The organism is Paenibacillus sp. ALJ109b, assembly GCF_010747435.1.
Lineage (GTDB): Bacteria > Bacillota > Bacilli > Paenibacillales > Paenibacillaceae > Paenibacillus > Paenibacillus taichungensis.
Genome location: NZ_JAAIFP010000025.1, coordinates 150901 through 175494, shown reverse-complemented (window position 1 = coordinate 175494; position 24594 = coordinate 150901). Strand labels below are relative to the sequence as shown.

Sequence of the window (24594 nt, the reverse complement as noted above, 5' to 3'; positions counted from 1 at the left end):
CGAATACGCCTCCGTAATGGAAAAATGGCTGTCGTACTGCGGATTTGTGCCCCCAAAAACAGGATAACTGTACGTTTAACGGCGCAGGTGTACCTGTTTATGGGACATTAAAATCGACTATGATCAGAATCAAGAAAGCGCTATCATAATTTGCACATCGCAGACAGCTAGTAAGGGGGGATTGTTCTGGAGAAGGAAATCGTATTAAATCACAAGACATCAACACAGCCGAAGGCACCTGGTTTTCTGACCAATGCCCGCAAAAGAATGATGAAGCACTGGCAGTTACATCTACTGGTGATTCCGCCCTTGCTATTTTTTCTCATCTTCAAGTATTATCCGATGATCAATGCGGTTCTTGCCTTTAAGGACTATAACGTCATCAAGGGAATATGGGGAAGTGATTGGGTTGGTTTTCAAAACTTTCGTCTGTTCTTTGAGAACCCATTATTCTGGACCCTGGTGAAGAACACCATTTTACTTAGCGGTTATTTAGTGTTGGCCGGATTTCCAATTCCGATTGTGCTCGCACTCATGATTAATGAGGTGCGCGGAGCCAAGTTCAAGAAATTCGTCCAACTCGTATCCTTTGCACCCTATTTCATCTCAACAGTCGTGATGGTGTCCATGATTATGCTGTTCCTGGCACCACGACTTGGATTTGTGAACATCGCCATGAATTTCTTTGGGTTGGATTCCGTGAATTTTCTGGGTGAGCCTGGCATGTTCCGCTCGATCTATGTCTGGTCCGACATTTGGCAGACTGCCGGCTACAGTGCAGTTATATATTTGGCAGCACTTGCTGGAATTGACCCCACATTGTACGAAGCGGCAAAAGTCGATGGGGCCTCGCGTTTTCAAAAAATCCGGCACGTGGATCTGCCTGGGCTGGTGCCAACCATTGTCATTATTTTGATCCTGAATGTCGGAAATGTCATGGCGATTGGCTTTGAGAAAGTCTACCTGCTACAAAATCCGCTCAATCTGGCTAATTCTGAAATCATTGCAACTTATGTCTACCGAGTCGGCCTGTTGAATGCCAACTATAGCTTTGCAACTGCCGTAGGGCTGTTCAACTCACTGATCAATCTGGTTTTACTGGTTACGGTGAATGGTTTGGCGAAGAGAGTTACTAAGAATAGCATTTGGTAGGAAAGGAGTTCACCTATGGCTGCAAACGTTCAAACCAAGATTAAAGAGTCCGCCGTCGACAAAACGTTTCTGATTACAATCTACATTTTGCTCAGTCTCGTGGCGCTGGTGGTCATTTACCCACTGATATTTATCGTCAGCAGCTCAATCAGCAGCCCGGCAGCAGTAACTTCCGGTCGGGTATGGCTATGGCCCGTAGATATTTCCTTCAACGGTTACAAGGCATTATTTAATACACCTGAGATTCTCATCGGCTACGGTAACTCCATTTTCTATACGGCCGCTGGTACGCTGATCAGTGTAGCGTTGACCATCATGATTGCCTATCCGTTGTCACGAAAAACTTTTTTCGGCAGAAACACCCTGATGATGATCATCACCTTTACCATGATTTTCAGTGGTGGGCTGATTCCGACTTATATGGTGGTGAAGCAGCTTCATCTGATTGATACTCGCTGGGCGTTACTGATCCCGAATGCAATCTGGGTATGGCAGGTTATTATTGCTCGCTCGTTCTTTCAATCTTCGATTCCTGGGGAGCTTCTGGAAGCCAGTGAAATTGACGGCTGTAGTGATATGAGATTCATCTGGAGTGTTGTACTCCCGTTATCGAAGCCAATCATCGCCGTGCTGGTTCTCATGTATGCTGTGGGGCAGTGGAATGCGTACTTTGATGCCCTGATCTATCTCAAATCGGCAGACCTGTTCCCGCTGCAACTCATCTTACGAAGTATCATCATTCAAAACAACGGTTCGGGTGCCATGGACGTGGCGAAAATGGTGGAAAGACAGCAGCTTACCGAACTGTTAAAATATTCGTTAATTGTGGTCGCCACTTTGCCTGTACTTGTCATCTATCCATTTGTACAGCGTCATTTTGTACAGGGGATGCTGGTCGGTTCCGTTAAGGGTTGATCCTTAGATTCGGTGTATGGAGAAAGAAGATATAGACAGTTCATACGCAAGGTACCATCGTCTCAACTGGTAAACTACAAAAAGGGAGTGATCAGATTTGAAGAAAAGTATGGTAACGTTATTGATGCTGGTAGTGGCATTTACAGTTGTCATGAGCGGGTGTTCCAATGGCAGCTCGTCCTCACAACAGGGGAGCTCGGAAGAGGGCGGCAAGGTGAATATCAGCGTGTTCGCGGTTCAGGATTCTAGCATTGATATTCCGACCAATAAATTTACTGCATTTGTGGAAGACAAATTCAATATCAAATTCAATTGGGAGATCAATCCATCGGATGGAGCCAAGGAAAAGCGTCAAATCTCACTTGCAAGCGGCGACTATCCTGATGCCTATCTGCTGACCCACTATATAGACCAATTCTCTCAAGCAGATCTGCTGAAGTATGGCAAGCAGGGTGTGCTCGTTCCTTTGAACGATCTCATTGATCAATACGCTCCCAACATCAAAGCGGCCATGGAGAAGAACCCTAATTTGAAAACGCTTAATACAGCGCCTGATGGTAATATCTATGGACTTGTTGCGTATACGGAATGTTTCCACTGCTCCTATCCGAGCAAGATGTGGATTAATACCGAGTGGCTGAAAAAGCTGAATCTGGAAATGCCAAAGACGACCGAAGAATTCAAAAACGTGCTGCAAGCTTTCAAGACGCAGGACCCGAACGGAAACGGCAAAGCAGATGAGGTACCGCTGAGTGGTTCCATAGAGGAGTTCGGCGTACGAATTATTCCTTTCCTGATGAATGCATTTGTCTATGACGATGACCGAAACTATCTGCAAATGGAAAATGGAAAAGTTCAATCTGCAGCTATTACACCAGAATGGAAAGACGGATTGACTTACATCAAGTCCCTCTTTGATGCAGGTCTGATTGATCCTGGCGCATTCACACAAAACGCAGAAGCATTCAAGAAAATCGGTGAAAATGCTGACGCTGAAATTTTGGGTGCTGGTGCAGCCATGCATCCTGCAATCTTCGTAAACATTGACGAAGGCAATACTCGATCGGCGCACTATAACCCGCTGCCACCGATTTCTGGACCACAGGGTGTGTCCTATGCGACGCATGATGCGGGCGGTGTATCTCCAGGAGCGAAGTTTGTAATCACAAACAAGGCAAGTGAAGAAGCGCAGATTGCCCTGATCAAAATGGTAGACTACATGTTCACACCAGAAGGCCAAACGAACGGTGCGAGCGGTATGAAAGGGATTGACTGGACTGATCCTGTGGAAGGTGATGTGGCACTGGGTAAAGACGTTAAACCTGTAGTGAAACAAATCCCTATGGCTGAAGGTGAGGCACCACGTAATGCAGGCTGGAGCGGCATGGCTCACTTCTATATGCCAAAAGAATACCGTGATACCTTCGTACAGGGCACAGATATTTATGCATCCAATGGTTATGAGCGCAGATTATATGATGCATCGCTGTTGTACGAAGGGCATGAGCCTAAAGAGCTGTTCCCAATCTGGTCCGTCTGGATTGATCCAAACGAAATTGATGAAGCCAGCTTGCTGCAAACCAACATCAGAAACTACATTGAGCAAAATGAATTGCAATTCATCACAGGCAACAAGGACTTGAATAAGGACTGGGATGCTTATGTGAAAGGTTTACAGAACCTGAAGCTCGATCGTTATCTGGAAATTTTGCAAAAAGCATATGACACAAGCAAGTAATTAACAGGGATATCGGAATCAGGTGCCTATGATGTACCGGCGCCTGATTTTCCTTGTATTTAGGCAGAAGAGAAGTATGATGATGGAATATATGTGTTGATAGAAGATAAGCAATGGATGTGTTACATACCAAGAAGGGTGGGATCAACATTCCTGTGACTGAACAAGAACATATCACGAATTCCACGACGATAAGACTGACGGATTATGGCGCTGTGCCAGACTCTGAGTTGGACACCCAGCCAGCGATGGCTCGTGCCATTCAGGCGGCGGCCGAAATCCCTGGTCCGGTGGTGCTGGACTGTGCGAGAGGTAGGTATCATTTCTACCCGGAGGAAGCGATTCGGCAGCCTTATTATATCTCCAATACAACGAGTGAAGAAGAGAACCCAGACGTAACCAAGACCATTGCCATTTTGCTTAAAGGAATGAATGATGTAACGCTGGAGGGCAACGGCTCCCTGTTTATTTTCCACGGCAAACAGACCCTGTTTTTGCTGGACAAATGCATCAATGTAGAGATTCGCAACCTGCGTACAGACTATCACCAGCCTACGGTGACCGAAATGACGATTATCTCAAACGGAAAGCATTATTTCGATGCGCGGGTTCACCCCGATTCCCGTTATCAGATTCGGGACAACAAGCTAACCTGGCTCGGTGAAGGCTGGAGTTTTGCGGAAGGTCCCATGCAAACCTATGATCCATTGCGGAATACAACCTGGCGAATCGACAATTGGTTGGAGTTGGCCCAATCTGTGGAAGAACTTGAGCCCATGACCATCCGTTTGCATTTTGATTTTCAACCTGATGTGGTCCCTGGTCATGTACTACAAAACCGCGATGGCATTCGTGATCAAGTTGGAGTTTTTATTACCGAATGTTCAGATATAACGTGGAGAGACGTGAGTCTGCATTTTTTGCATGGACTCGGTGTCGTCGGCCAGTTCAGCACAAATCTGACCTTCTCACGGATGAACTTGGCTCCCCGCACTGAAACGGAACGTACGGTTGCCGGCTTTGCGGATTTCTTGCACATTTCCAGCTGCAGAGGCAAGGTTGCCATAAGAGATAGCTATTTTTCCGGTTCGCATGATGATCCTGTCAATGTCCACGGTACCTATTTACGAATTGTAGATCAGCCGGCGGTGGATCGCGTGAAAGTTCGATTCATGCATCCCCAGACGTATGGGCTTCCGGCGTTTTATCTTGGTGATGAAATCGAATTTGTCCGTTCCGGTTCGTTGACGACCTACGCCTCCAACAATGTGGTTGCGGTAGAGCGTTTAAGTGCTCGTGAGCTCTTGCTGACTCTTGCTCATCCGGTACCGGATGGTATTGGCAGCCATGATGTCATTGAGAATGTAACCTGGACACCAGAAGTGGAAATTACAAATAATCATTTTGCACGAGTGCCAACACGAGGCATACTCATAACGACTCGTCGGAAAGTGCTGATTACCGGGAATACGTTTGAACGCATGTCCATGAATGCTATTTTGATTGCGGTGGATGCCGAGTCCTGGTATGAGTCCGGAAGGGTAGAGGATGTGACGATCACCGATAACCATTTTATTGATTGTGGCGGCAGTGAGCATCCCGTGATATTCATATCCCCGGAGAATGTGGTGGTTGATGAGAGCGCTCCTGTCCACCGACAGGTCGTTATCCTGAATAACCGTTTCGAAACTTGTAGTGATGTCTCGATTCTGAGCGCCAAGTCCACCCGTGGGTTGATTTTTAAGTCGAATAAAATATGTTCCTCCAGCGAGACAGGAAAGTTATTCTGCGTTGAAGAGGCGGTCTATGCAACCGCCTGCAGCGAGGTTGACATTGCGGATAATACGTTCACTAATGTTCCAGAGGAACTGACTAGCAATTGAGAAAACATGAGGGAGAGTGCACATGAAACTTCAATATGACAAACCTGCACATGTATGGACGGAAGGGCTTCCCATAGGTAATGGCCGTCTTGGCGGCATGATTTTTGGTGGGGTGGAGCAGGAGAAAATTAGCTTGAATGAGGACACGCTGTGGTCCGGTTATCCGAAGAACGGCAGTAATCCTGGCGCAAAGGACGCTCTACCAAAGGTTCGCAAGCTGTTACAGGAGGAACGTTATACAGAAGCAGACACGCTGACCAAAGAGATGTTGGGTCCGTACACCCAGTCCTATCTTCCTTTCGGGAATTTACTCCTGCGCTTTGAACACGGGGACATCCACCATTCTTACAAGCGGACGCTGGATGTAGAAAATGCAGTGCACAGCCTTGAATATCAGATTGGCCATGTTATCTATACCCGTGAAATGTTTGCGTCGCATCCTGATCAGGTACTTGTACTGCGGCTGGCTGCAAGTGCGGAAGGTGCGCTGAATGTACATGCGTCACTGGATAGCCCACTTCGGCATGCGATTAGTGTTAGGGAAGGCCGCTTTGTTCTGGAAGGAACAGCCCCGGAGCATGTCGATCCCAGCTACGTTACAAGCGATGAGCCGATCCGATACGGTGATCCCGGAAATAACAAGGGCATGGTCTTTGAAGGCCAGCTAGCGGTGAAGACAGAGGACGGACAGGTAACGGTAGATGGCAGTGGAATTCATGTATTGGGTGCAACAACGGCAACCTTTTATTTCAGTGCGGCTACAAGTTTTAACGGTATGGATGCCATTCCGGGAGTCGAGGGAAAAGATGCTTCCTTCACTGCAAGTTCATTTTTGAATGAGGCGTTAGCCAAGACATATGACAGCCTGCTTGACTCACATATTGCGGATTACCGTTTGCTATTCGATCGGGTGAAGCTTCAGCTTGGGAATTCACCTGCTCCAGAGCAGATGTCCACTGAACAGCGGATTACAACCTATGGGGCGGAGGATCCGGGGCTTGTGGAGCTTCTCTTTCATTATGGGCGTTACTTGCTAATCGCAAGCTCCCGTCCTGGAACGCAGGCTGCAAATCTTCAGGGCATATGGAATGCCGTAACTCGTCCTCCCTGGAGCAGCAATTACACGCTGAATATTAATACTGAGATGAACTATTGGCCGGCTGAAATATGCAATCTGGCTGAATGCCATGAGCCCTTGCTGGACTTGATCAGCAATTTGGCGAAGAAGGGCGTTGAGACCGCACAGGTCAACTATGGCACTCGCGGCTGGACCACGCATCATAACACGGATATCTGGGGACAGACGGCACCAGTGGGCAATTATGGTGACGGTGATCCAAGCTGGGCCTTCTGGCCGATGGGAGGTATTTGGCTGACCCAGCATTTATGGGAGCATTATGCCTTCAGCGGAGATGAGACGTATTTGCGAAATTCCGCTTATCCAGTGATGAAGGAAGCTGCGCTATTCGCACTGGACTGGCTCATTGACGATGGTAGCGGTAACCTTGTGACCTCACCTTCGACTTCGCCGGAGCATAAATTCCGGACAGCGGAAGGCGTAGCAGCGGTCAGTCCGGGTTCAACCATGGATATCTCATTAATCTGGGAGTTGTTCACTAACTGTATTGAAGCCTCGGAAATACTTGGAGCGGACCCGGATTTCAGAAAAGAACTGGTGAGCATCCGTGATCGTCTTCTGCCGCTGCAAGTCGGCAAATATGGTCAATTGCAGGAGTGGTCGAAGGACTATGAGGATGAGGACATTTACCACCGGCACACCTCGCATCTGGTAGGCGTGTATCCGGGTCGACAGCTTTCGGACGAAGAGACACCAGAGATGTTTGTCGCCGCCAGAACCTCCCTTGAGCGGCGGGGAGACGAAAGCACGGGTTGGAGCCTGGGATGGCGTGTTGCGCTTTGGAGTCGTTTCAGGGAAGGAAATCGTTCCCTGCGTCTGCTTTCCAACATGCTGCGCCTGGTCAGAGATGGAGCATCGGAACAATACAACCATGGCGGTGTATATCCGAATCTTTTGGGCGCACATCCTCCGTTTCAGATCGACGGCAACTTCGCGGCCTCTGCCGGGATAGCCGAGATGCTGCTGCAATCTCACCGTCCTTATATGGAACTGCTTCCAGCACTGCCAGATGCTTGGCAGCAGGGTAGCGTTTCCGGCCTGCGTGCCCGAGGCGGATTTGAGGTCAGCATCCGGTGGGACAACGGACAACTTGCAGAAGCGCACATCACTTCACAACTGGGCCGGGACTGTGTCCTTAGAGGTGAAGGCCCGATTGTGGTAACGCTTGACGGCAGCGTGGTTGAAACGGAGGACACCGATTCAAATATCATAAGTTTCCCTACATCTGCAGGACAAACCTACAGGGTTAAGTTGAGTTAAATCGCGTTATGGATCGGAAGATCGTTGCATGGAAAATGCTCTATTCGGTCTTTATAATGAGGGCAGACTTGGGCAGGAGAGACATAATCAGCTCCGCTCAGGGCACAGCATGCAACAATAAGGAGGCATATGATGCTAACTAGCGATACAGCCGTACAAGTGCAGCAACAGAATGTTAATCTTGTAAGCGTTACAAATGGCCACGTGAGCCTGGAGATCAATCTTGAAAATGGTGAAGTGTCCTGCATCGGCAAGCATTCTTCCCATGTGAAGGGCATTCGTAGTGCTTTTCGCTGGCAGGGCCGGGAATACAGCACGGATCATTATCAGAACCATGAGCTGACGGCACAGGAAGATATTGTTCGAGAAGGATTTGGAAAAGGCATCCGCTTGGTCGTTCTGCATAAAGCCTCGTTGCTGCCGCAACTGGAGCAGCATTTCTATATGTATGAATCCTCACCGTATGTCCTGGTGCAGACCGCTATAGTCGGCGATGAAGAGCTTAAGGCGAATCGCATGGCTGTCATCCAATCCAAAGCCATATCGCTCGGCGGAGAATCCGGCCAGGATGAACCAAGCATTCTGCGTGTTCCGTTTGACAACGATAAATGGGTCAGATATACGGTCGTTAAGCCGCCGCTTGATGTGGAGAGTTACGAGGCGACAGCCTTGTTCGCGCCCGACAGCCGCCGGGGAATTGTGATGGGTTCCCTTACGCATAAGGTATGGAAAACAGGGATTCGTATGCAAAGCGAAAAAAGCGGACATATCGAGGGACTTGATCTGTATGGCGGTGCCGTGAGTGAACTGACTCGCGATTCCCAGCCTCATGGTTATGTGAAGGGAAAAAGAGTTGAGTCCCCATTGGTATTCGTCGGGTTCTATGAAGACTACCGTGAAGGTCTTGAAGCCTACGGTCAGGCGAATGCCTGGATTGAGGCTCAATTACCTTGGGAGGGCGGTGTTCCGATTGGATGGAACAGCTGGTCCGCGGCCATGAGTGATCTGGACTATGATCTGTATACAGCGACCAGCGATTTTCTGAAAAATGAAGTACAGCCGCTTGGATTCGAGAATGAGGAAACGTTATACATCAACTTTGATGCTTTCTGGGACAATTTTACGCCGGAAGAGATGAAGAGCGCGCTGGACCGGGTGCGGCAAAATGGACATAGAACGGGAACGTACTGGACCCCATTTGCCTTCTGGGGAGGGCCTGATCAGTTCGGTCAGGCGGTCGAAGGAACGAACGGCAAATACACCTATGCAGATATCCTGCTGCGTGACAGTGAGGGCGAAATTCTGCCAGATGTAGACGGTGGTCTGGCGATAGACCCGACACATCCTGGCAACCTGCAAAGAATCGACTGGTTCACGAACAAATTCATCGCGGAAGGCTTCGAATATATCAAACTGGATTTCTTGGCACATGGCTCGTTGGAGGGACAGCACCACAATTCGGATATTACAACAGGGATCGCGGCTTATCACTATGGCATGTCTTATTTGCAGCATAAGATCTCACCAGAAGTAATCGGACGGCCATTTTTCATAAACTTGTCCATCGCTCCATTATTTCCATATGCATTTGCCCACAGCCGCCGTATTTCCTGTGATGTCTTCGGTACACTCGCGGATACGGAATATATGCTGAACTCGCTGACACACGGTTGGTGGATGAGCAAGACGCTCTATCGCTACAATGATCCGGATCATTCGGTGTTATACAAGAGCTTCAACCAGGAAGCTACCGGCTGGCATGAAGGACGTAGCCGTCTGACTGCTTCAGTCATTGCCGGTACGGTGCTTCTACTCGGGGATGACTTCCGTAAAGAGGAAGCTGCCGAACGAGCAAAAGAATGGCTTGGCAACAAGGATATTTTGAACGTTGCTCGTATGGGCAAAACCTTCCGTCCAGTTGAAGGTGATTTTGGGAAACTGTCTTCTGATGTGTTTGTCCTTGAATCTCCGGAAGAGAAGAGTTTCTATCTCGCTGTCTTCAATTTTGATGCTGAACAAGCTGCGGTTAAATCCATCTCGCTGGAGCGGGCCGGACTAAACGTCAATGCCGTATACCGCTTGCAAGATCTGTGGGAAGGCTCACAAGGGGAAACGTCTGGAGAGCTTGCGGTCTCACTGGAACCGGCGGAATCCAAAATCTTCAGATTGACCGTGAAGGGAAACTGACCTGGGCGACATGACAACCAAGAGCTGTGATCGGTTGTAGGATATAAAAACAAACAAAGTCAAACGCGCGCTTTTGTATCTCACAGATCGCGCGTTTGTCTATTTTGGGTATGAGTCTATTTCTAAAGATAATCATTATTGGACTGGAGGACATGATATGAACGATTTTACTTTGTGGTATTCAACCCCTGCAGCGGATTGGTCTCAAGGCCTGCCGCTGGGCAATGGAAGAATAGGGGCAGTTGTTATGGCGTCATCGCATCGTGAGGTATGGAGTATGAGCGAGGTTACCTTCTGGTCGGGTCGGATTGACCCGGAGCATCCTTCCGAAGGAGGCAAGGCTGCACTGGAAGAGATGCGTAGCTATTTCTTCTCCGGCGATTATGATGAAGGAGATCGACTTGCCAAACAACATTTGCAGCCAAAGAAGCGTAATTTCGGCACCCATCTTGGATTATGTGATGTTGTTATTGATTTTGGGAAGAAGAATTCGAGTTCTGATGAAGCTGGAAGCTTCCAACGTGAGCTGGATCTGACTCATGCGCTGGCCGGGGCTTTCTGGAAGGATGATGACATCACGATTCTTCGTGAAGTTTTCGCTTCTCACGCCGATGATATAGTGGCCTCCCGAATTTGGAGCGATGCCCCGGGTGGCGTATCTTTTACACTTGGCTTACAGGCAGGCACGGAATCATTCAAGGTTGTAGCCTTAGATGACAACACGCTTGAATTCCAAGGGCAGGCAACGGAAAACGTACATAGTGATGGGACTTGCGGTGTATGGGCCAAGGGTTTGGTCAAGTTGGTTATATCCGGGGGGACCATCGCAAGTATAGATGGTCGATTGACTGTGACCGGAGCGGATGAGGCATGGATTTATTTTAGTGTGAGCACAGATTATCGCCGTACAGATCAGGATTGGGAAACAGAGAACGAGTCTACGCTGATGAAGGCTTTAGAGAAGGGGTATGCCTTGCTGAGGGAAGATCATATCCGTGATTACGGTGAGCAATATGACAAGGTAGATATTCAGTTGGGGCACAAGGGGAAATCCGGTCTGGCTACAGACCAACGCATTCGTTTGTTGGAACAGGGTGAGGGGAATGAAGATCCGCAATTGTTTGCATTATTTTTTCAATATGGACGGTATCTGACCATTGCGGGCTCTCGCGAGAACTCTCCACTGCCACTCCATCTCCAAGGAATTTGGAATGATGGTGAAGCGTGCCGAATGGGCTGGAGCTGTGATTATCACCTTGATGTGAATACCCAGATGAATTATTACCCCACAGAGATTACGAATCTTGGAGAGAGCCATCTTCCGTTATTTCGGTATGTTGAGGGTCTGGCACAGGCGGGCAGGGAAACGGCTCGTAATGTATATGGATGCGATGGATGGGTAGCTCATGTCTTCTCCAATGTATGGGGATTTACGTTGCCTGGGTGGGAAACCTCATGGGGGCTGAACGTTACAGGCGGATTATGGCTGGCTACACACCTGATTGAGCATTATGAGTACAGTCAGGATCGTGTTTTCCTAGAGAATGTGGCCTATCCTGTACTTAAAGAATCCGCGGCCTTCTATCTGGACTACATGTGTGAGCATCCTCGAAACGGTTGGCTGGTGACGGGTCCTTCCAATTCGCCGGAGAATCATTTTTATCCCGATAATTCGAGAGAGGGGGCACAGCAGCTGTCTATGGGAACAACAATGGACCAGATGCTGGTGCGCAGGCTCTTCGAATTTTGTCTTAATTCAGTTGAACTTTTGAATAAAGACGAGGAACTCGGACGCAAGCTGGAAGAAGCAATTAGCAAGCTTCCACCTCTACAGATTGGCAAGAAAGGCCAGTTACAGGAGTGGCTGGAAGATTATGAGGAGGTGCAGCCGGAACATCGGCATTTGTCTCATATGTATGCGCTGTATCCGGACAATCAGATTACACCTGACCATACACCGGAACTCAGTGCGGCAGCACGAGTAACGCTGGAGAACCGCATGGTCCAGGAAGAGCTAGAGGATGTTGAATTTACAGCTGCTTTGTTTGGACTGGGTTTTGCGAGATTGCACGATGGGGAGACGGCATATAAACACCTCTCACATTTGATCGGCGGCTTGTGCTTCGATAATCTGTTCACCTATTCCAAATCCGGAATTGCTGGTGCAGAGAGTAATATTTTTGTCGTTGATGGAAATTTCGGCGGTACAGCTGTCGTAGCGGAGATGCTGCTGCAAAGTTATGCGGGCGAGATCCAGCTTCTCCCAGCGCTGCCACAGGCATGGAGCGCCGGCTCGATAACCGGGCTGAGAGCAAAAGGAAATGCCGAGGTTGACATCGTCTGGGAGAATGGAAAGCCGACCTCTACGAACATTCATACTTTCTCACCGGGAACGTTCACCATTTGTTGGGGCAACCAAAGAACGATCCTTCATGCCGAAGCAGGCGAAAGTTACTATTTCAATAGCGAGCTGGAGTTGGTAAAATAACGATCTATACTTGAAAATAACTTTCATTTATATGGACCATGGTCCCACGGGGGGAAAAACATATAATAGAGACAGAAAGAGACAAAGGGAGGGGACGTTGATGTATAGTATTTTTTTGGTAGACGATGAAGAGCTGGGACTTGAGATGATGAGGGATTATATCCGTTGGGAAGAGATGGGTATCTATATCATGGGAACGGCGAATAACGGCAGGGAGGCCTTGGAGAAGATCGAGGCCACCCAGCCTGATATCGTTCTTACGGATGTTCAGATGCCGATAATGAACGGTATTGATCTGGCGAGAAAGATACATGAGAGCTACGACTCGATCCAGGTGATGTTTCTGACCGGGCACGATGAATTTCAATATGTAAAATCGGCTATCAACGTAGGGGCCGTGGGATATATGCTAAAACCTTTGGATTTAAACGAAATTGAAAGCGTTATCAGTAAAGTTAAACAGCGTTGTGAAGAAGTTGCAATGAAGAACCGTTCCATGGAGGCGGCCAAAGCCAATATTCTGAAGGAGTTATCTTACGAAAAAAATGAGGATCGTGCTCTTGATCTCGCTTTTAGTTTCAGCCGTCTAACCCGACAACCGGAGACCACCCGATATGCAATGGCCTTGTTCAGTATCGATCCCAAGGAGGCTGAAGAGGAACAGCAAAGTCTGGAGGAATGTACAGCTCGGCTGGTGTCTTTTCTCGATCATTTCTTTAAGGCGAAGAATCTGAAAGCAATCTTTGTGGATTACAAGGAAGGAGAGACCGGTGTATTTATGGAAGCGGCCCAGCAGCCGGGACATTATGCGTGGGAAGACTTAGCGGAGGCTATTCGTAGTGCCCTGGATTTTACGGTAACGGCAGCTGTAGGCGGACAAGAGACCGAGTTATCCAACATTCACTGTCTGTACGAACAGACGCGAACCATCTTGAACGAGCGTTTCTATGAAGGTACAGGCACGATAATTCATGCGGAGACGCTTTCGAACCAATTTTATACGGAGCATATGCCCCCTTTTGAACAAAAGGAATGGTTTGAGGCTATTAATCGACTGGATTTTGAATGGGCCGCACAGAAGCTGCACGGGTATATTGAGGGATTGGCAACATTGCGAGTCAAGAAGAAAATCATCTGTGACTGGTCGATAGATCTCGTTAATGAGCTGCTGGAGCAGCTTCACAAACCTGTTCCGAAGCGGGCTGAGCTATATCATTCCATCTATAATGCACTGACTCTGCATGAGATCGAAGATCTGATTCTCGGTACTGCGGAAGATGCCGTGAGTATGCTGGGGGAGCGGTTTATGGACAAAAATGCAAAATTGATTCACAAGGTCCGTACCCTCATCGATCAGAATTACAATCAGCCGATTACCATCAACAGCCTGTCTGATCAGGTCTATTTGTCACCGAACTATTTGAGATCCATTTTTAAAGAAAAAACAGGGGTGACAATTCACGATTATCTGACACGCATCAGACTGGATAAAGCCAGGGAACTGCTGGCAGATGGCTCGCTCAAGATTCACGATATCGCGCAGAACGTGGGCTATGAAAGTACATCCTATTTTATTTCTCTGTTCTTGAAGACACAGGGCGTAACACCCAACGAATACAGGAAAAGTATATGACGATACAGGCTGTTTGGTAATGATGATGTTGATCCTCCTGTTTTCCTTGAACATGATTTGGATAGGCTCCCTCTTACTAACCCCATGATATGGTAAATGAAAGAGGCTTTCCTGTATGAATAGTAACATTGTGGTATGGAACATCCCCCGCCTCCTTTTTACAATTAGGCATATAGGAAAGGAAGGAGGAGAGAGGGGATTTAACAGATCTTTATGAAAGCGATTACAGATAAAGGCTGTGAACCAACGCAGGATAGGCATATGGAGACCTAACTCAATCAAAAGAAAATGGAGGCATGTTATGTTGGGACGGATTATGAAAAAAGGATTTGTGTGCTTAATCATTTTTTGCCTGGTAGTTGGTGGAGGTCAGTTCGTTCGAACAGCTCACGCCGATGATATGAATACCTATGAAGCCGAGGCCGAGGGGAATATTTTGCTTGGCAACGCGAAAATCTCTGATAGCCCGACGGCTTCAGGCGGCAAAAAGGTCGGAGGCATGTACCAAGGCAGTTCCTTGCAATTTAACAATGTTACTGTAAGTGAGACAGGAAATTATAAGATTTCCGTTTACTACATTTCAGGTGATTCGCGGCCGTTCAATATTAGTGCGAATGGCGGGGAGAAGCAATTTGAAGAACCGCCCAAGACAGTCGACTGGGATACGGTGGGAACGTATGATGTGATTCTTCCGTTGAACGCGGGTACCAACACAATCCTGATTGATGACAACAACTGGTATTCTCCCGACATCGACAAGATTGTGATCCGCGGTTTGGACAGTGACATGCCGGGAGAAGGTGGCGGAGACGACTGGAAGAAAAATCTGCATGGTGCAATCATTGAGGCAGAAGCAGCCGACAATATTTTGAAAGGCAATGCCAAGGTGGTGGACAGCAGTATCAGTTCAGGCGGAAAAAAAGTAACGGATATGAACAAAAACAGTTCACTGCAATTTACGAATGTAAACGTACCGGCAGATGGTACATATTTGATCCGGATATCTTATATTTCTGGTGACCAGCGACCTGTCTATATGCAGGTGAACAATGGCACGGATGAGATGATTGATCTGCCCAAAACGGCAAGCTGGAATACGGTAGGCACGTATGATGCGGAAGCTTCCCTCCATAAGGGAGTTAATAGCATCACGTTCTCGGATCATGATTGGTACTCCCCCGATTTTGACCGAATTGAAGTGATCCCGTATACGCTTAGCTATGAAGCCGAAGATTCGGGCAATACACTGACTGGTGAAGCACGCGTAACAGAGAGCCCGAATGCTTCCGGAGGCAAAAAGGTCGGCTATCTGAATGGCGGGAGCTCCTTGACGTTCAATAAAATTATAGCCCCCATGACAGGTGATTACCGCGTTAAGGTAGATTATTTTTCCGGTGATCCGCGGAGTTTCTATGTCCATGCGAATGATGGGGAAGAGCAGTTCCACGACCTGCCCAAAACCCCGGACTGGGATACGGCAGGTACGTATGATCTTACACTCCCATTAACTGAAGGCGAGAATACGATTACCTTTTCAGACAACAATGGCTATTCTCCCGATCTGGACCGGATTATCGTAGAGCCTGCGATAGAGACAGAACCCGAAAATCCAGGTGAAGGAGATGACGATCTGGGAACACCGGGTGACTCTCAACGATACGGGGATATCACGGTGACTGATTACACGTATGGCCTTCTGGTATCGAACGGACAATACGAAGTGTCTTATAATACCCAGACTGGATTCGTCGGCTATAGCTGGGCAGAAGGGCAGAAGATGCGGGGGATTTTCAGCAGCATTAAACTTGGTGAGAGTCTTGTGGAAACCAAAGGTTATGAGAGTCATGCGAGCGGTGGAGCACCGCGGGAGATTCAGGATGGATTCGGCAAAGGCATTGAGTTGAACTTTGTTCATACGTCAACTGGCAAACCAACCCTGAAGCAGATCTATCGGTTTTATGAAGATAAATCGTATTTCCTCAACCGTCTGGACGCCATCAGTGATACAGAGATCCAGAGTAATTACATGTCACCAATTACCGTGAAAAATACGGGTGGTGTGGATATCGGCGTCAGCTCGGATAACCGCGTGCTTACGGTGCCTTTTGACAACGATGCATGGATTCGCTATAAATCTCAAACGATGAACCGGGCGGATACCAGTTACGAAATGACAACGGTATTCAATAACTCAACACGTAACGGTCTCGTGATCGGTTCAGTAACCCATGACACCTGGAAGACCGGTATTGACTGGAAAGGCTCAGCTAATCGTCTAAATGAATTTGCTGTGTATGGTGGTGCAGCGAGTGACGTTACTCGCGATACTCAGCCACATGGCAGCCTGACTGGTACTGAACTGTCCTCACCACTGATTATGGTAGGTGGTTTCAGTGACTACCGTACAGGACTTGAAGAATACGGTAAAGCCAATGCGATTATTACTCCTCCGCTGGCGTTGAATCCGGAGCTGCCACAAGGTGTTCCAGTAGGTTGGAATAGCTGGGGAGCTTATGATAGCGGGCTTTCGTATCAGAACGTAGTGGACGTGTCCAATTATTTCAAGAACAATCTTAAGAAGTTCAACAATAACGGCAATGTATTCATTAATATGGATTCCTACTGGGACAATCTAAGTGATGCTGAGCTTGCCCAAGCCGTATCTGTAATTAAGGACAATGGTCAGCATGCAGGCATCTATTGGGGACCATTTGTGTATTGGGGCAACGATATGAGCCAAAAAGTAGATGGTACCAACGGGCAATATACGTATGGTGATATTGTGCTTAAGGATGCTGAGGGGAAACCTCTGCCTACACTGGATGGAGCATATGCACTGGATGTGACACATCCGGGGAGTCAAATGCGTATGAATTATTTTTTGGATAAGTTTAAATCACTTGGATTCACGTTCATCAAACTGGATTTCCTGACCCATGGCTCACTGGAAGGCCAACACTATGACACTACCGTGACGACAGGAATCCAGGCTTACAATGAAGGGATGCGTTATGTCGAAGAGCGATTGGATGGGAAAATGTTTATTAGTGCGTCCATTGCACCGATCTTTCCAAGTCAATATGCGCATAGCAGACGGATCTCTTGTGACACCTATGGCAAAATCAATGAGACGGAGTACATGCTCAATTCATTGACATATGGTTTCTGGCAAAATGGAACGATCTATTCCTATACAGACCCAGATCATTTGGCATTAAGCAGTGCTTCAAGCCTGGAGGAAGCCCGCAGCCGGGTAAATTCCGGTGTAATTGCCGGCACGGTGATGATGGATTCCGATGATGTGAACGATCCCAAGGCACAGGAATACATGACAGCATTGTACAATAACACGGATGTTCTTCAGGTGGCGCTGAAAGGCAAAGTATTCAAGCCGCTTGAAGGAAATACGAATGCAAATGCCGCAGATACGTTTGTTCTGAAAGACGGCAATGATTATTACCTTGCCGTATTTAATTACAGCGCTAATGGTTCAGCGAACAAAACGATTAATTTGGGTCGTGCCGGATTAAATGAATCCAAATCCTACACGTTACAAGATTTGTGGACAGGAGAATCTTCGTCAGCCACGGGTTCATGGTCCATCTCGCTTGGACCGGCTGAATCGAAGTTGGTTAAATTGACCGAAAAACCAGTCAACCCAGGAAATCCAGGAAATCCAGGCAACCCAGGAAATCCAAGCAACCCTGGCAACAATGGCAATAACAATAATACTACTAGTGGGAACTCCGGCAACAGCACGGCTCAGGAGAATGATACAGCAAAATTGGTCATCAGGGCCGATATGCTGAAAGTGGACAATGGGGCAGGGAAAGCCGTTGTGGACATCAAGGCTGGTACTCAAGAGCTACAATTGTCATCTGCTGTTTTACGCCAGCTCGGCGACCATACACTGGAAGTGAAATCAGGTAAGTTAACCCTGCAAGTACCTGCGAGTTTGTTCCAGCAGCTGTTGAGCAAGCTACCAGCGGGGCAACAGGAAGATAGTACGATTTCCTTGAAAATGCTTTCGCTTGGCAGCAAGGCCAAGGAGGTCGTTGCTGCAGTGGAATCATCTTCCCGGGCAACGGTTTCCCTTAAGGGTGAAATCTATGAATTCAGCCTTTCGGTAACAACTAAATCTGGTGCAACCGAAACCCTCTCTGCGTTTGATCATCCGGTTACGCTGAGTCTGGCAGCGGCTGAAGGCTTCGACCCTTCACAGGGAGGAATATATTATATTAACGAAAATGGGAAATTGGAATTTCTCAAATCGGATTACTTGAATGGCGTATTAACGACTAAAGTGAGCCACTTCAGCAAGTACGCCGTTCTGGAACTGAATCGGACGTTTGCCGATGTTCCGGCCAATCATTGGGCCAGCTCTGTAATCAAGGAGTTGGCTGCAAAAGGCTATGTCGAAGGCACAAACGAAGATCAATTTGAGCCAGGACGGGCAGTCACTCGCGCTGAATTCACCGCCATGCTCGTTCATTCTCTGGGACTGACCGTAGCGGGGAAAGTACAATTTACAGATGTAGCGACAGATGCTTGGTACGCGGAACCCATCTCGATTGCGACCCAAGCCGGTATTGTAAACGGCCGAAGCGCAGCCAGTTTCCAGCCGGACGCACAGATTACCCGTGAAGAAATTACGGTGATGCTGATGAAAGCATACGAACTGAATGATGGGAAAGTGCCTGTTGGTTCTACAGACATCTTGTTTACAGATATGGCTCAGGTTTCTTCATGGGCAGCTGTTTCGGTGAAGGATGCAGCCCGACTAGGACTGGTCCAAGGCCAAAAACAAGGACAGTTTGTACCTAAAGGGATTGCTTCCCGTGCAGAGGCGGCTCAGGTCATCTATAACCTGATTTTGAAGTAAGCTATAAGGCTGCGAAATGCATCGCAGCCTTATTTTCATAACTTAGAATGACAGATGATTTCCCCTATGGATTGTAAGAATGCGATATGGCTAATTTAACTCCTGCTTCCTACAATAATATGTATGTTCACAACACACAGCACGAGGGTAACAGGAACTCGAAAGGATGATAAACTTGACGATTCAATATAATGAACAACTACGTATATTTGCAATACAGACGCAAAATTCGTCCTACATTTTCGGAATTAATGAGAGGGAACACCTCCAGCATCTGTATTGGGGTAACCCCGTGGACATCGAGGACAGCGCTCCGTTGCTCCATCTACAATCCCATAGCTCTTTTGACGCGGAAGTGGAAGGAGAGGTGGAGGAGTACAGCTTCTGGGGAGGAGCATCTTATACAGAGCCATCTCTGAAGCTGCGTATGTCTGATGGTGTCCGCGATCTTCAGGTAAAGTATGACCGTCACGAGATCATTGAACAAGATGGCAGACAGACGTTGATTATCACGTTGAAGGATCAGGTCTATGCACTTGAAACGCAGCTGGTATATCGGGTCATCCCGGAATTCGACCTGGTGGAGCGTTATGCCAATATCGTAAATAAGGGACAAGAGGATATCGTGCTGGAAAGCATGCAATCCGCAGCCTGGACTTTGCCATATCTCCAGGATTACCGCCTGACGCATGTTACGGGGAAATGGTCGGGTGAATTCCAACTGCGCAATACCATTTTGACAGAGGGAAAAAAGGTACTTGAATCGCGGAGAGGTTTCACGGACGGTCATGCCAACCCATGGTTTGCGATTGATGATGGTCTTTCGACAGAAAGCGGCGGTGGGGTATGGTTTGGTGCTCTGGCCTGGAGCGGCAACTGGAAGATTGTTGCGGAGAAGACCCCATTCACGCATGTACGGGTAACAGGTGGCATCAATGATTTTGACAATGAATGGTTGCTGGGTGCGGGCGAAACGTTCGAGACGCCTGTCTTTGTCGGCGGATTCAGCCCAGAAGGCTTTGGCGGAATGAGCCACCGCTTGCATCAATATCAATACAATTACATACTGCCTCGCAGTGAAATCGGGAAAGTGCTGTACAACTCCTGGGAAGCTACCTACTTCGATGTTAACGCACAGGACCAAATGGCGCTTGCCGAGCGGGCAGCCAAGATGGGCGTGGAGCTATTCGTCGTGGATGACGGCTGGTTTGGACAGCGGCATTCCGACCGAGCGGGGTTGGGCGACTGGAACGTGAATAAGGAGAAGTTTCCGAACGGACTTGTTGAGCTGATTGACCGGGTTCACGGACTTGGGATGGAGTTTGGCATATGGGTAGAGCCGGAGTCGGTCAACCCGGATAGTGATCTCTATAGAGAACATCCAGACTGGGTATATCATTTTGAGACCCGGGGACGTACGGAGCTTCGCAATCAGCTGCTGCTGAATATTTCCAAGCCGGAGGTTAAGCAATACATTATCAATTTTATGACCGAACTGCTTGGCAACCATGAGATTAAGTTCATTAAATGGGACATGAACCGGACCATCACGGAGCCTGGCATGAAGGGGCACCCTATTAACCGCCAGAAAGAAGTATGGGTAAGGCATGTCCAGAGTCTCTATGATATATGGGCACAGCTGAGAGCCAAGTTCCCGGATGTGGAGTTTGAGACTTGCGCAGGAGGTGGCTCGCGGATTGATTTGGGCATTTTCCGTTATGCCGACCAATCCTGGCCGAGTGACAATACGGATGCGTTCGACCGTCTGAGCATTCAGGAAGGCTTCTCCTATACGTATGCACCAGGTATGATGACCTGTTGGGTAACCGAGTCACCTACAGGAATGAACGGTCGAAACGTCTCCCTGAAGTATCGTTTCCACAGTGCAATGATGGGCACGCTTGGTATTGGCTCCAATCTGAACGAGTGGAGTGATGAATGGATCGAGCAGTCCGGGGAATTCATCGGACAGTACAAAGCCATTCGCCACCTCGTACAATTCGGCAGACAATTCCGCCTGACTGCGCTTCGCGATAAGGGAGTTACGGCTGTCCAGTACAGTAATGCTGCCGCAAGTGACCATGTGCTGTTCGCGTTTCTTCACTCGCAGAAGCTGGGTGAACCGTTACCTAGACTGCGTTTGGCAGGTCTTCAGGCTGACAAGACCTATCTCATTGAAGAGCTGGGATTATCGGTCAGTGGCCGTGCGCTGATGAACATCGGGGTGGAGCTGCCTCTACGTGGCGATTTCGACAGTCTGGTATACCGTATCCGTGAGCAGGTATAAAAGGATGCTGTAGAATGGATTAAAAGGAGTGCTTTGCAAGCCAATAGTGGCTGCATTGCACTCCTTTTTTATTGGATCTCTTTTTGTGGCAGACGAATTTGGACCGTGGTTCCCATGCCTAGTTTGCTATACACTTTAACACCGTAATATTCACCGAATTTCAGCTTAATTCTCCGATCCACATTTGAAATGCCATAGCCTCGTCCTTCTTTCTCTTCAAACAAAGACTGAAGCGTCTCACGTCGCATGCCCATTCCATCGTCTATAACAGATAAGATGATACTATTGTTTTCGATGACGCCCTTGATATGGATATTTAGGGGCCGATCCTGGTTCCACAGTGCGTGAATCACTGCATTCTCCACAAAAGGCTGTAACGCAAGCTTTACGGTCGAGTAGGGCAAGATCGATTGATCTATCGTGTAGATGATGTTCAGCTTGCCTTTAAATCGAATAAGCTGAATGGCATTATAGCTCTGCGTCAATTTCAATTCCTCATTGATAGTCAGGATGCTCTTTCCTTTATTCAGGGATATCCGATAAAACTTAGCCAGGTGAAGGACCATATCCTGAATCTGGGGATCCTGATGTTTTACGGCCAGAGAGGAGATCGAGCCGAGTGTGTTATACAGAAAGTGAGGATTGATCTGAGCTTGAAGCAGATCAAGCTCGGCTTCCTTGCTCTGTAGCTCCTTCTGGTAGACCTCCGTAACCAGACTTTTCAGCCGGGTTGTCATCTGTTCGAATGCAAAGTGAAGCTGTCCTATCTCATCATTGCCCATTTGTTCCTCATGGGTAGGGTTGAAATCCCCTCGTTCAATGCGCCGAATCATCCGTATTAACGTCCTGATGCGTTTGCTGAACAGCGATGCGGTAATATAAATGAGCAACAGCGCCACGCCGATGAAGCCCAGTGAAATTTTGATAATAAGCTGAGAGAGAGATTTGGCATCCTTGATAATACTGTCATAGGGGAAGATGGACACCGTTTTCCAGCCGTTTTTGAGCGTGTTATAAACCGCCAGAGCCTTCACACCTTGATACGTTGTATCAAATCTACCTGAAGGCGTCTCGTCAAAATTTTGATGAAGCAATTCGGGCAGGCTTGTGTTGATTAACTGCTTGTCCGCTGAAGATAGAATTATGCCCTTGTCATTTATAATAAAGATATCTTTGCCGCCTGCTTCTTTTTCCATGAGAGAGTAGATGACAGACTCGGAAATTTGAAATACCAGCATCCCGTAGGGATACTGATTACTATTGTTGTTCAGCAGCCGGGCAAGCGTAAACATGGCGGGACCATTCTCGGTCTGCGGCGATGAGAGATGAATAATGTTCCCATAAGATTGTTTCAACTTGTGGAACAGTTCCGTGTTCTGAACTTCGGGTGTAATCGGCCGGATATAATAATTGTCTTTGGGCAGTGATGGATTGTCTGAATAAATGAATGCGCTATCAAAATCAGGGTAGGCAGCCATCACGGTGTCGATTCGATTGCCAATGTAGTTATAGACGTCCAAATAGGATGGATCATCCTGATACTCGTTCGTAAGGTAATTGGCAAGACGATTATCCAAATAAATGGAGGCGGAAATATGTTCGTAGCTATCCAGTTTATTTTCTAGATTTTTAGTGATCTGAGCTGTTGAGTTCGTCATGTTGATGTAGATCTGCTCGGTAAGTTTTGTTTTGGTAAGTTCATAGGAAAAATAAACCAATAACATCATCGGAATGATGGTGACGAGTACAAATACCATAAATAGTTTGGAACGAAAGGTCAGGTTAACAAAAGGCATGTATATGTATTTTCGATATAATTGGCGCATTAGGTAGCCCTCTCTTGACTGATTATTCGTTGCACAGTTCATCATAGCAGAGTGATTATGGAAATCCAATCCTCTCTTTGCACAAAAACATCTTTAAAAAGCGGTATCTTTCGGAGAATTCGACTATGGCAAGCGATCTGCGTCAAATTTATGATAAATAGGAGAGAAGTTGATCAAGATATGGCTGGCCATGCTGCTGTATAGAAAAAGGGAGGGTATTTAATGCATAAGGTAAGCGCTATCAAAACAGTCAGGAGCAATAATCTGATAAGCAGACTAAAAGAGCAAAAATGGTTATTCGTGCTTATGCTTCCTGCCTTCATTGCGACATTGTTATTTTCCTATGGTCCGATGTTTGGACTATATATGGCGTTTACGAATTATCAGCCGGGTGGGGGATCGTTTTTTTACCAGTTCTTCCATGCCGAATTTGTAGGTTTCCAGTGGTTTGAGTATTTCTTTACTACAGGGGACTTCTATCGGGTTATGCGTAATACGCTTGCGACAAGCTTGCTGACGCTGTTCTTCGGATTTCCTGCTCCGATTATTCTCGCGCTTGTGTTGAATGAAGCGAGACAGGGATTTTTCAAGCGTTTTGTACAGACGGTTTCTTATCTGCCGCATTTTATCTCATGGGTTATTGCAGCCAACATTGTAATTACGCTGCTGGCTTCGGATGGAATGCTTAACAATATACTGGTTCTGCTGGGTATTGTCAAAGAACCAGTTGCATTTTTGCAGAATGGGCCTCTATTCTGGTGGATTATCGCATTATCGAATATGTGGAAAGAGATGGGTTTCAGTGCCATTATGTATCTCGCCGCAATCGCTTCCATAAATCCGGAGCTCTACGAAGCGGCCAGGGTGGACGGAGCCAGCCGATTTAAGCAAATGTGGCATATTACGCTGCCATCCATGCGCCCTACAATTGTCATATTGGCTATTCTTGCGGTCGGAGGCATTTTGAATGCAGGATTTGAACAGCAATACCTGCTGCAAAATAATACCGTACTTGAATACTCCGAAGTTATCGATATTTATGCTTACAAATACGGACTACAGAACAGCATGTTCTCATACGGGGCTGCTGTAGGGATGTTCAAATCCGTTGTTGCCTTTATTCTTGTTCTCATCGTGAACCGGATTTCCAGAAAAGTGAACGACCAGGCGTTGTTCTAACTATAAAAGACAGAGGGGAGCGCTTG

The 24594-nt window shown here is 47.5% G+C and carries 12 protein-coding genes; 11 read left to right on the top strand and 1 reads right to left on the bottom strand.

The genetic code is table 11. The annotated features are described in order from the left end of the window. The first annotated feature begins 267 nt into the window (after nucleotides 1-267). The 10 genes from G3352_RS22935 (at nucleotide 268) to G3352_RS22890 (ending at nucleotide 21563) form a co-directional block, all read left to right on the top strand. Nucleotides 268-1152, top strand: coding sequence for an ABC transporter permease (locus G3352_RS22935; protein WP_143805411.1), 885 nt, complete (start codon nucleotides 268-270; stop codon nucleotides 1150-1152). A gap of 15 nt (nucleotides 1153-1167) precedes the next feature. After that, nucleotides 1168-2067, top strand: coding sequence for a carbohydrate ABC transporter permease (locus tag G3352_RS22930; RefSeq protein WP_076289382.1), 900 nt, complete (start codon nucleotides 1168-1170; stop codon nucleotides 2065-2067). Nucleotides 2068-2164: 97 nt separating this feature from the next. Continuing rightward, the gene (locus G3352_RS22925) at nucleotides 2165-3805 is read left to right on the top strand and encodes an extracellular solute-binding protein (RefSeq protein ID WP_163760321.1); all 1641 of its coding nucleotides are present in this window, start codon (nucleotides 2165-2167) and stop codon (nucleotides 3803-3805) included. A gap of 113 nt (nucleotides 3806-3918) precedes the next feature. Next, on the top strand, nucleotides 3919-5688 hold the full coding sequence (locus tag G3352_RS22920) for a right-handed parallel beta-helix repeat-containing protein (RefSeq protein WP_163760317.1): 1770 nt from the start codon (nucleotides 3919-3921) through the stop codon (nucleotides 5686-5688). Between the two features lie 22 nt (nucleotides 5689-5710). Beyond that, entirely contained in the window at nucleotides 5711-8086 is a 2376-nt protein-coding gene (locus G3352_RS22915; RefSeq protein ID WP_163760314.1) for a glycoside hydrolase family 95 protein, read from the top strand. Nucleotides 8087-8215: 129 nt separating this feature from the next. Further along, the gene (locus G3352_RS22910) at nucleotides 8216-10273 is read left to right on the top strand and encodes an alpha-galactosidase (protein ID WP_163760311.1); all 2058 of its coding nucleotides are present in this window, start codon (nucleotides 8216-8218) and stop codon (nucleotides 10271-10273) included. A 157-nt stretch (nucleotides 10274-10430) separates the two neighbouring features. Continuing rightward, nucleotides 10431-12761 (top strand): glycoside hydrolase family 95 protein, encoded by a 2331-nt coding sequence (locus G3352_RS22905; RefSeq protein ID WP_163760308.1) that lies wholly within the window; start codon nucleotides 10431-10433, stop codon nucleotides 12759-12761. A gap of 100 nt (nucleotides 12762-12861) precedes the next feature. After that, a complete protein-coding gene (locus G3352_RS22900; RefSeq protein WP_163760305.1) occupies nucleotides 12862-14394 on the top strand; it encodes a response regulator in 1533 nt (510 codons plus the stop codon). Between the two features lie 301 nt (nucleotides 14395-14695). Further along, nucleotides 14696-19276, top strand: coding sequence for an S-layer homology domain-containing protein (locus G3352_RS22895; protein WP_163760303.1), 4581 nt, complete (start codon nucleotides 14696-14698; stop codon nucleotides 19274-19276). 166 nt (nucleotides 19277-19442) lie between these two features. Continuing rightward, nucleotides 19443-21563, top strand: a complete 2121-nt coding sequence (locus G3352_RS22890) for an alpha-galactosidase (protein WP_163760300.1) — start codon at nucleotides 19443-19445, stop codon at nucleotides 21561-21563. A gap of 68 nt (nucleotides 21564-21631) precedes the next feature. Here the strand turns inward: G3352_RS22890 and G3352_RS22885 are convergent, their stop codons facing one another. Then, nucleotides 21632-23389, bottom strand: coding sequence for a cache domain-containing sensor histidine kinase (locus tag G3352_RS22885; protein ID WP_163760298.1), 1758 nt, complete (start codon nucleotides 23387-23389; stop codon nucleotides 21632-21634). A 222-nt stretch (nucleotides 23390-23611) separates the two neighbouring features. On the opposite strand from G3352_RS22885, the gene G3352_RS22880 reads away from it, so the two are divergent. Next, the gene (locus G3352_RS22880; protein ID WP_076289390.1) at nucleotides 23612-24568 is read left to right on the top strand and encodes an ABC transporter permease; all 957 of its coding nucleotides are present in this window, start codon (nucleotides 23612-23614) and stop codon (nucleotides 24566-24568) included. Nucleotides 24569-24594 lie beyond the last annotated feature (26 nt).

What these genes read in the sequence shown, in the direction of transcription:
- G3352_RS22935 (WP_143805411.1), top strand. Translation starts at nt 268, where the DNA reads ATGATGAAGCACTGGCAGTTACATCTACTGGTGATTCCGCCCTTGCTA.
- G3352_RS22930 (WP_076289382.1), top strand. Translation starts at nt 1,168, where the DNA reads ATGGCTGCAAACGTTCAAACCAAGATTAAAGAGTCCGCCGTCGACAAA.
- G3352_RS22920 (WP_163760317.1), top strand. Translation starts at nt 3,919, where the DNA reads ATGGATGTGTTACATACCAAGAAGGGTGGGATCAACATTCCTGTGACT.
- G3352_RS22915 (WP_163760314.1), top strand. Translation starts at nt 5,711, where the DNA reads ATGAAACTTCAATATGACAAACCTGCACATGTATGGACGGAAGGGCTT.
- G3352_RS22910 (WP_163760311.1), top strand. Translation starts at nt 8,216, where the DNA reads ATGATGCTAACTAGCGATACAGCCGTACAAGTGCAGCAACAGAATGTT.
- G3352_RS22905 (WP_163760308.1), top strand. Translation starts at nt 10,431, where the DNA reads ATGAACGATTTTACTTTGTGGTATTCAACCCCTGCAGCGGATTGGTCT.
- G3352_RS22900 (WP_163760305.1), top strand. Translation starts at nt 12,862, where the DNA reads ATGTATAGTATTTTTTTGGTAGACGATGAAGAGCTGGGACTTGAGATG.
- G3352_RS22895 (WP_163760303.1), top strand. Translation starts at nt 14,696, where the DNA reads ATGTTGGGACGGATTATGAAAAAAGGATTTGTGTGCTTAATCATTTTT.
- G3352_RS22890 (WP_163760300.1), top strand. Translation starts at nt 19,443, where the DNA reads ATGATAAACTTGACGATTCAATATAATGAACAACTACGTATATTTGCA.
- G3352_RS22885 (WP_163760298.1), bottom strand. Translation starts at nt 23,389, where the DNA reads ATGCGCCAATTATATCGAAAATACATATACATGCCTTTTGTTAACCTG.
- G3352_RS22880 (WP_076289390.1), top strand. Translation starts at nt 23,612, where the DNA reads ATGCATAAGGTAAGCGCTATCAAAACAGTCAGGAGCAATAATCTGATA.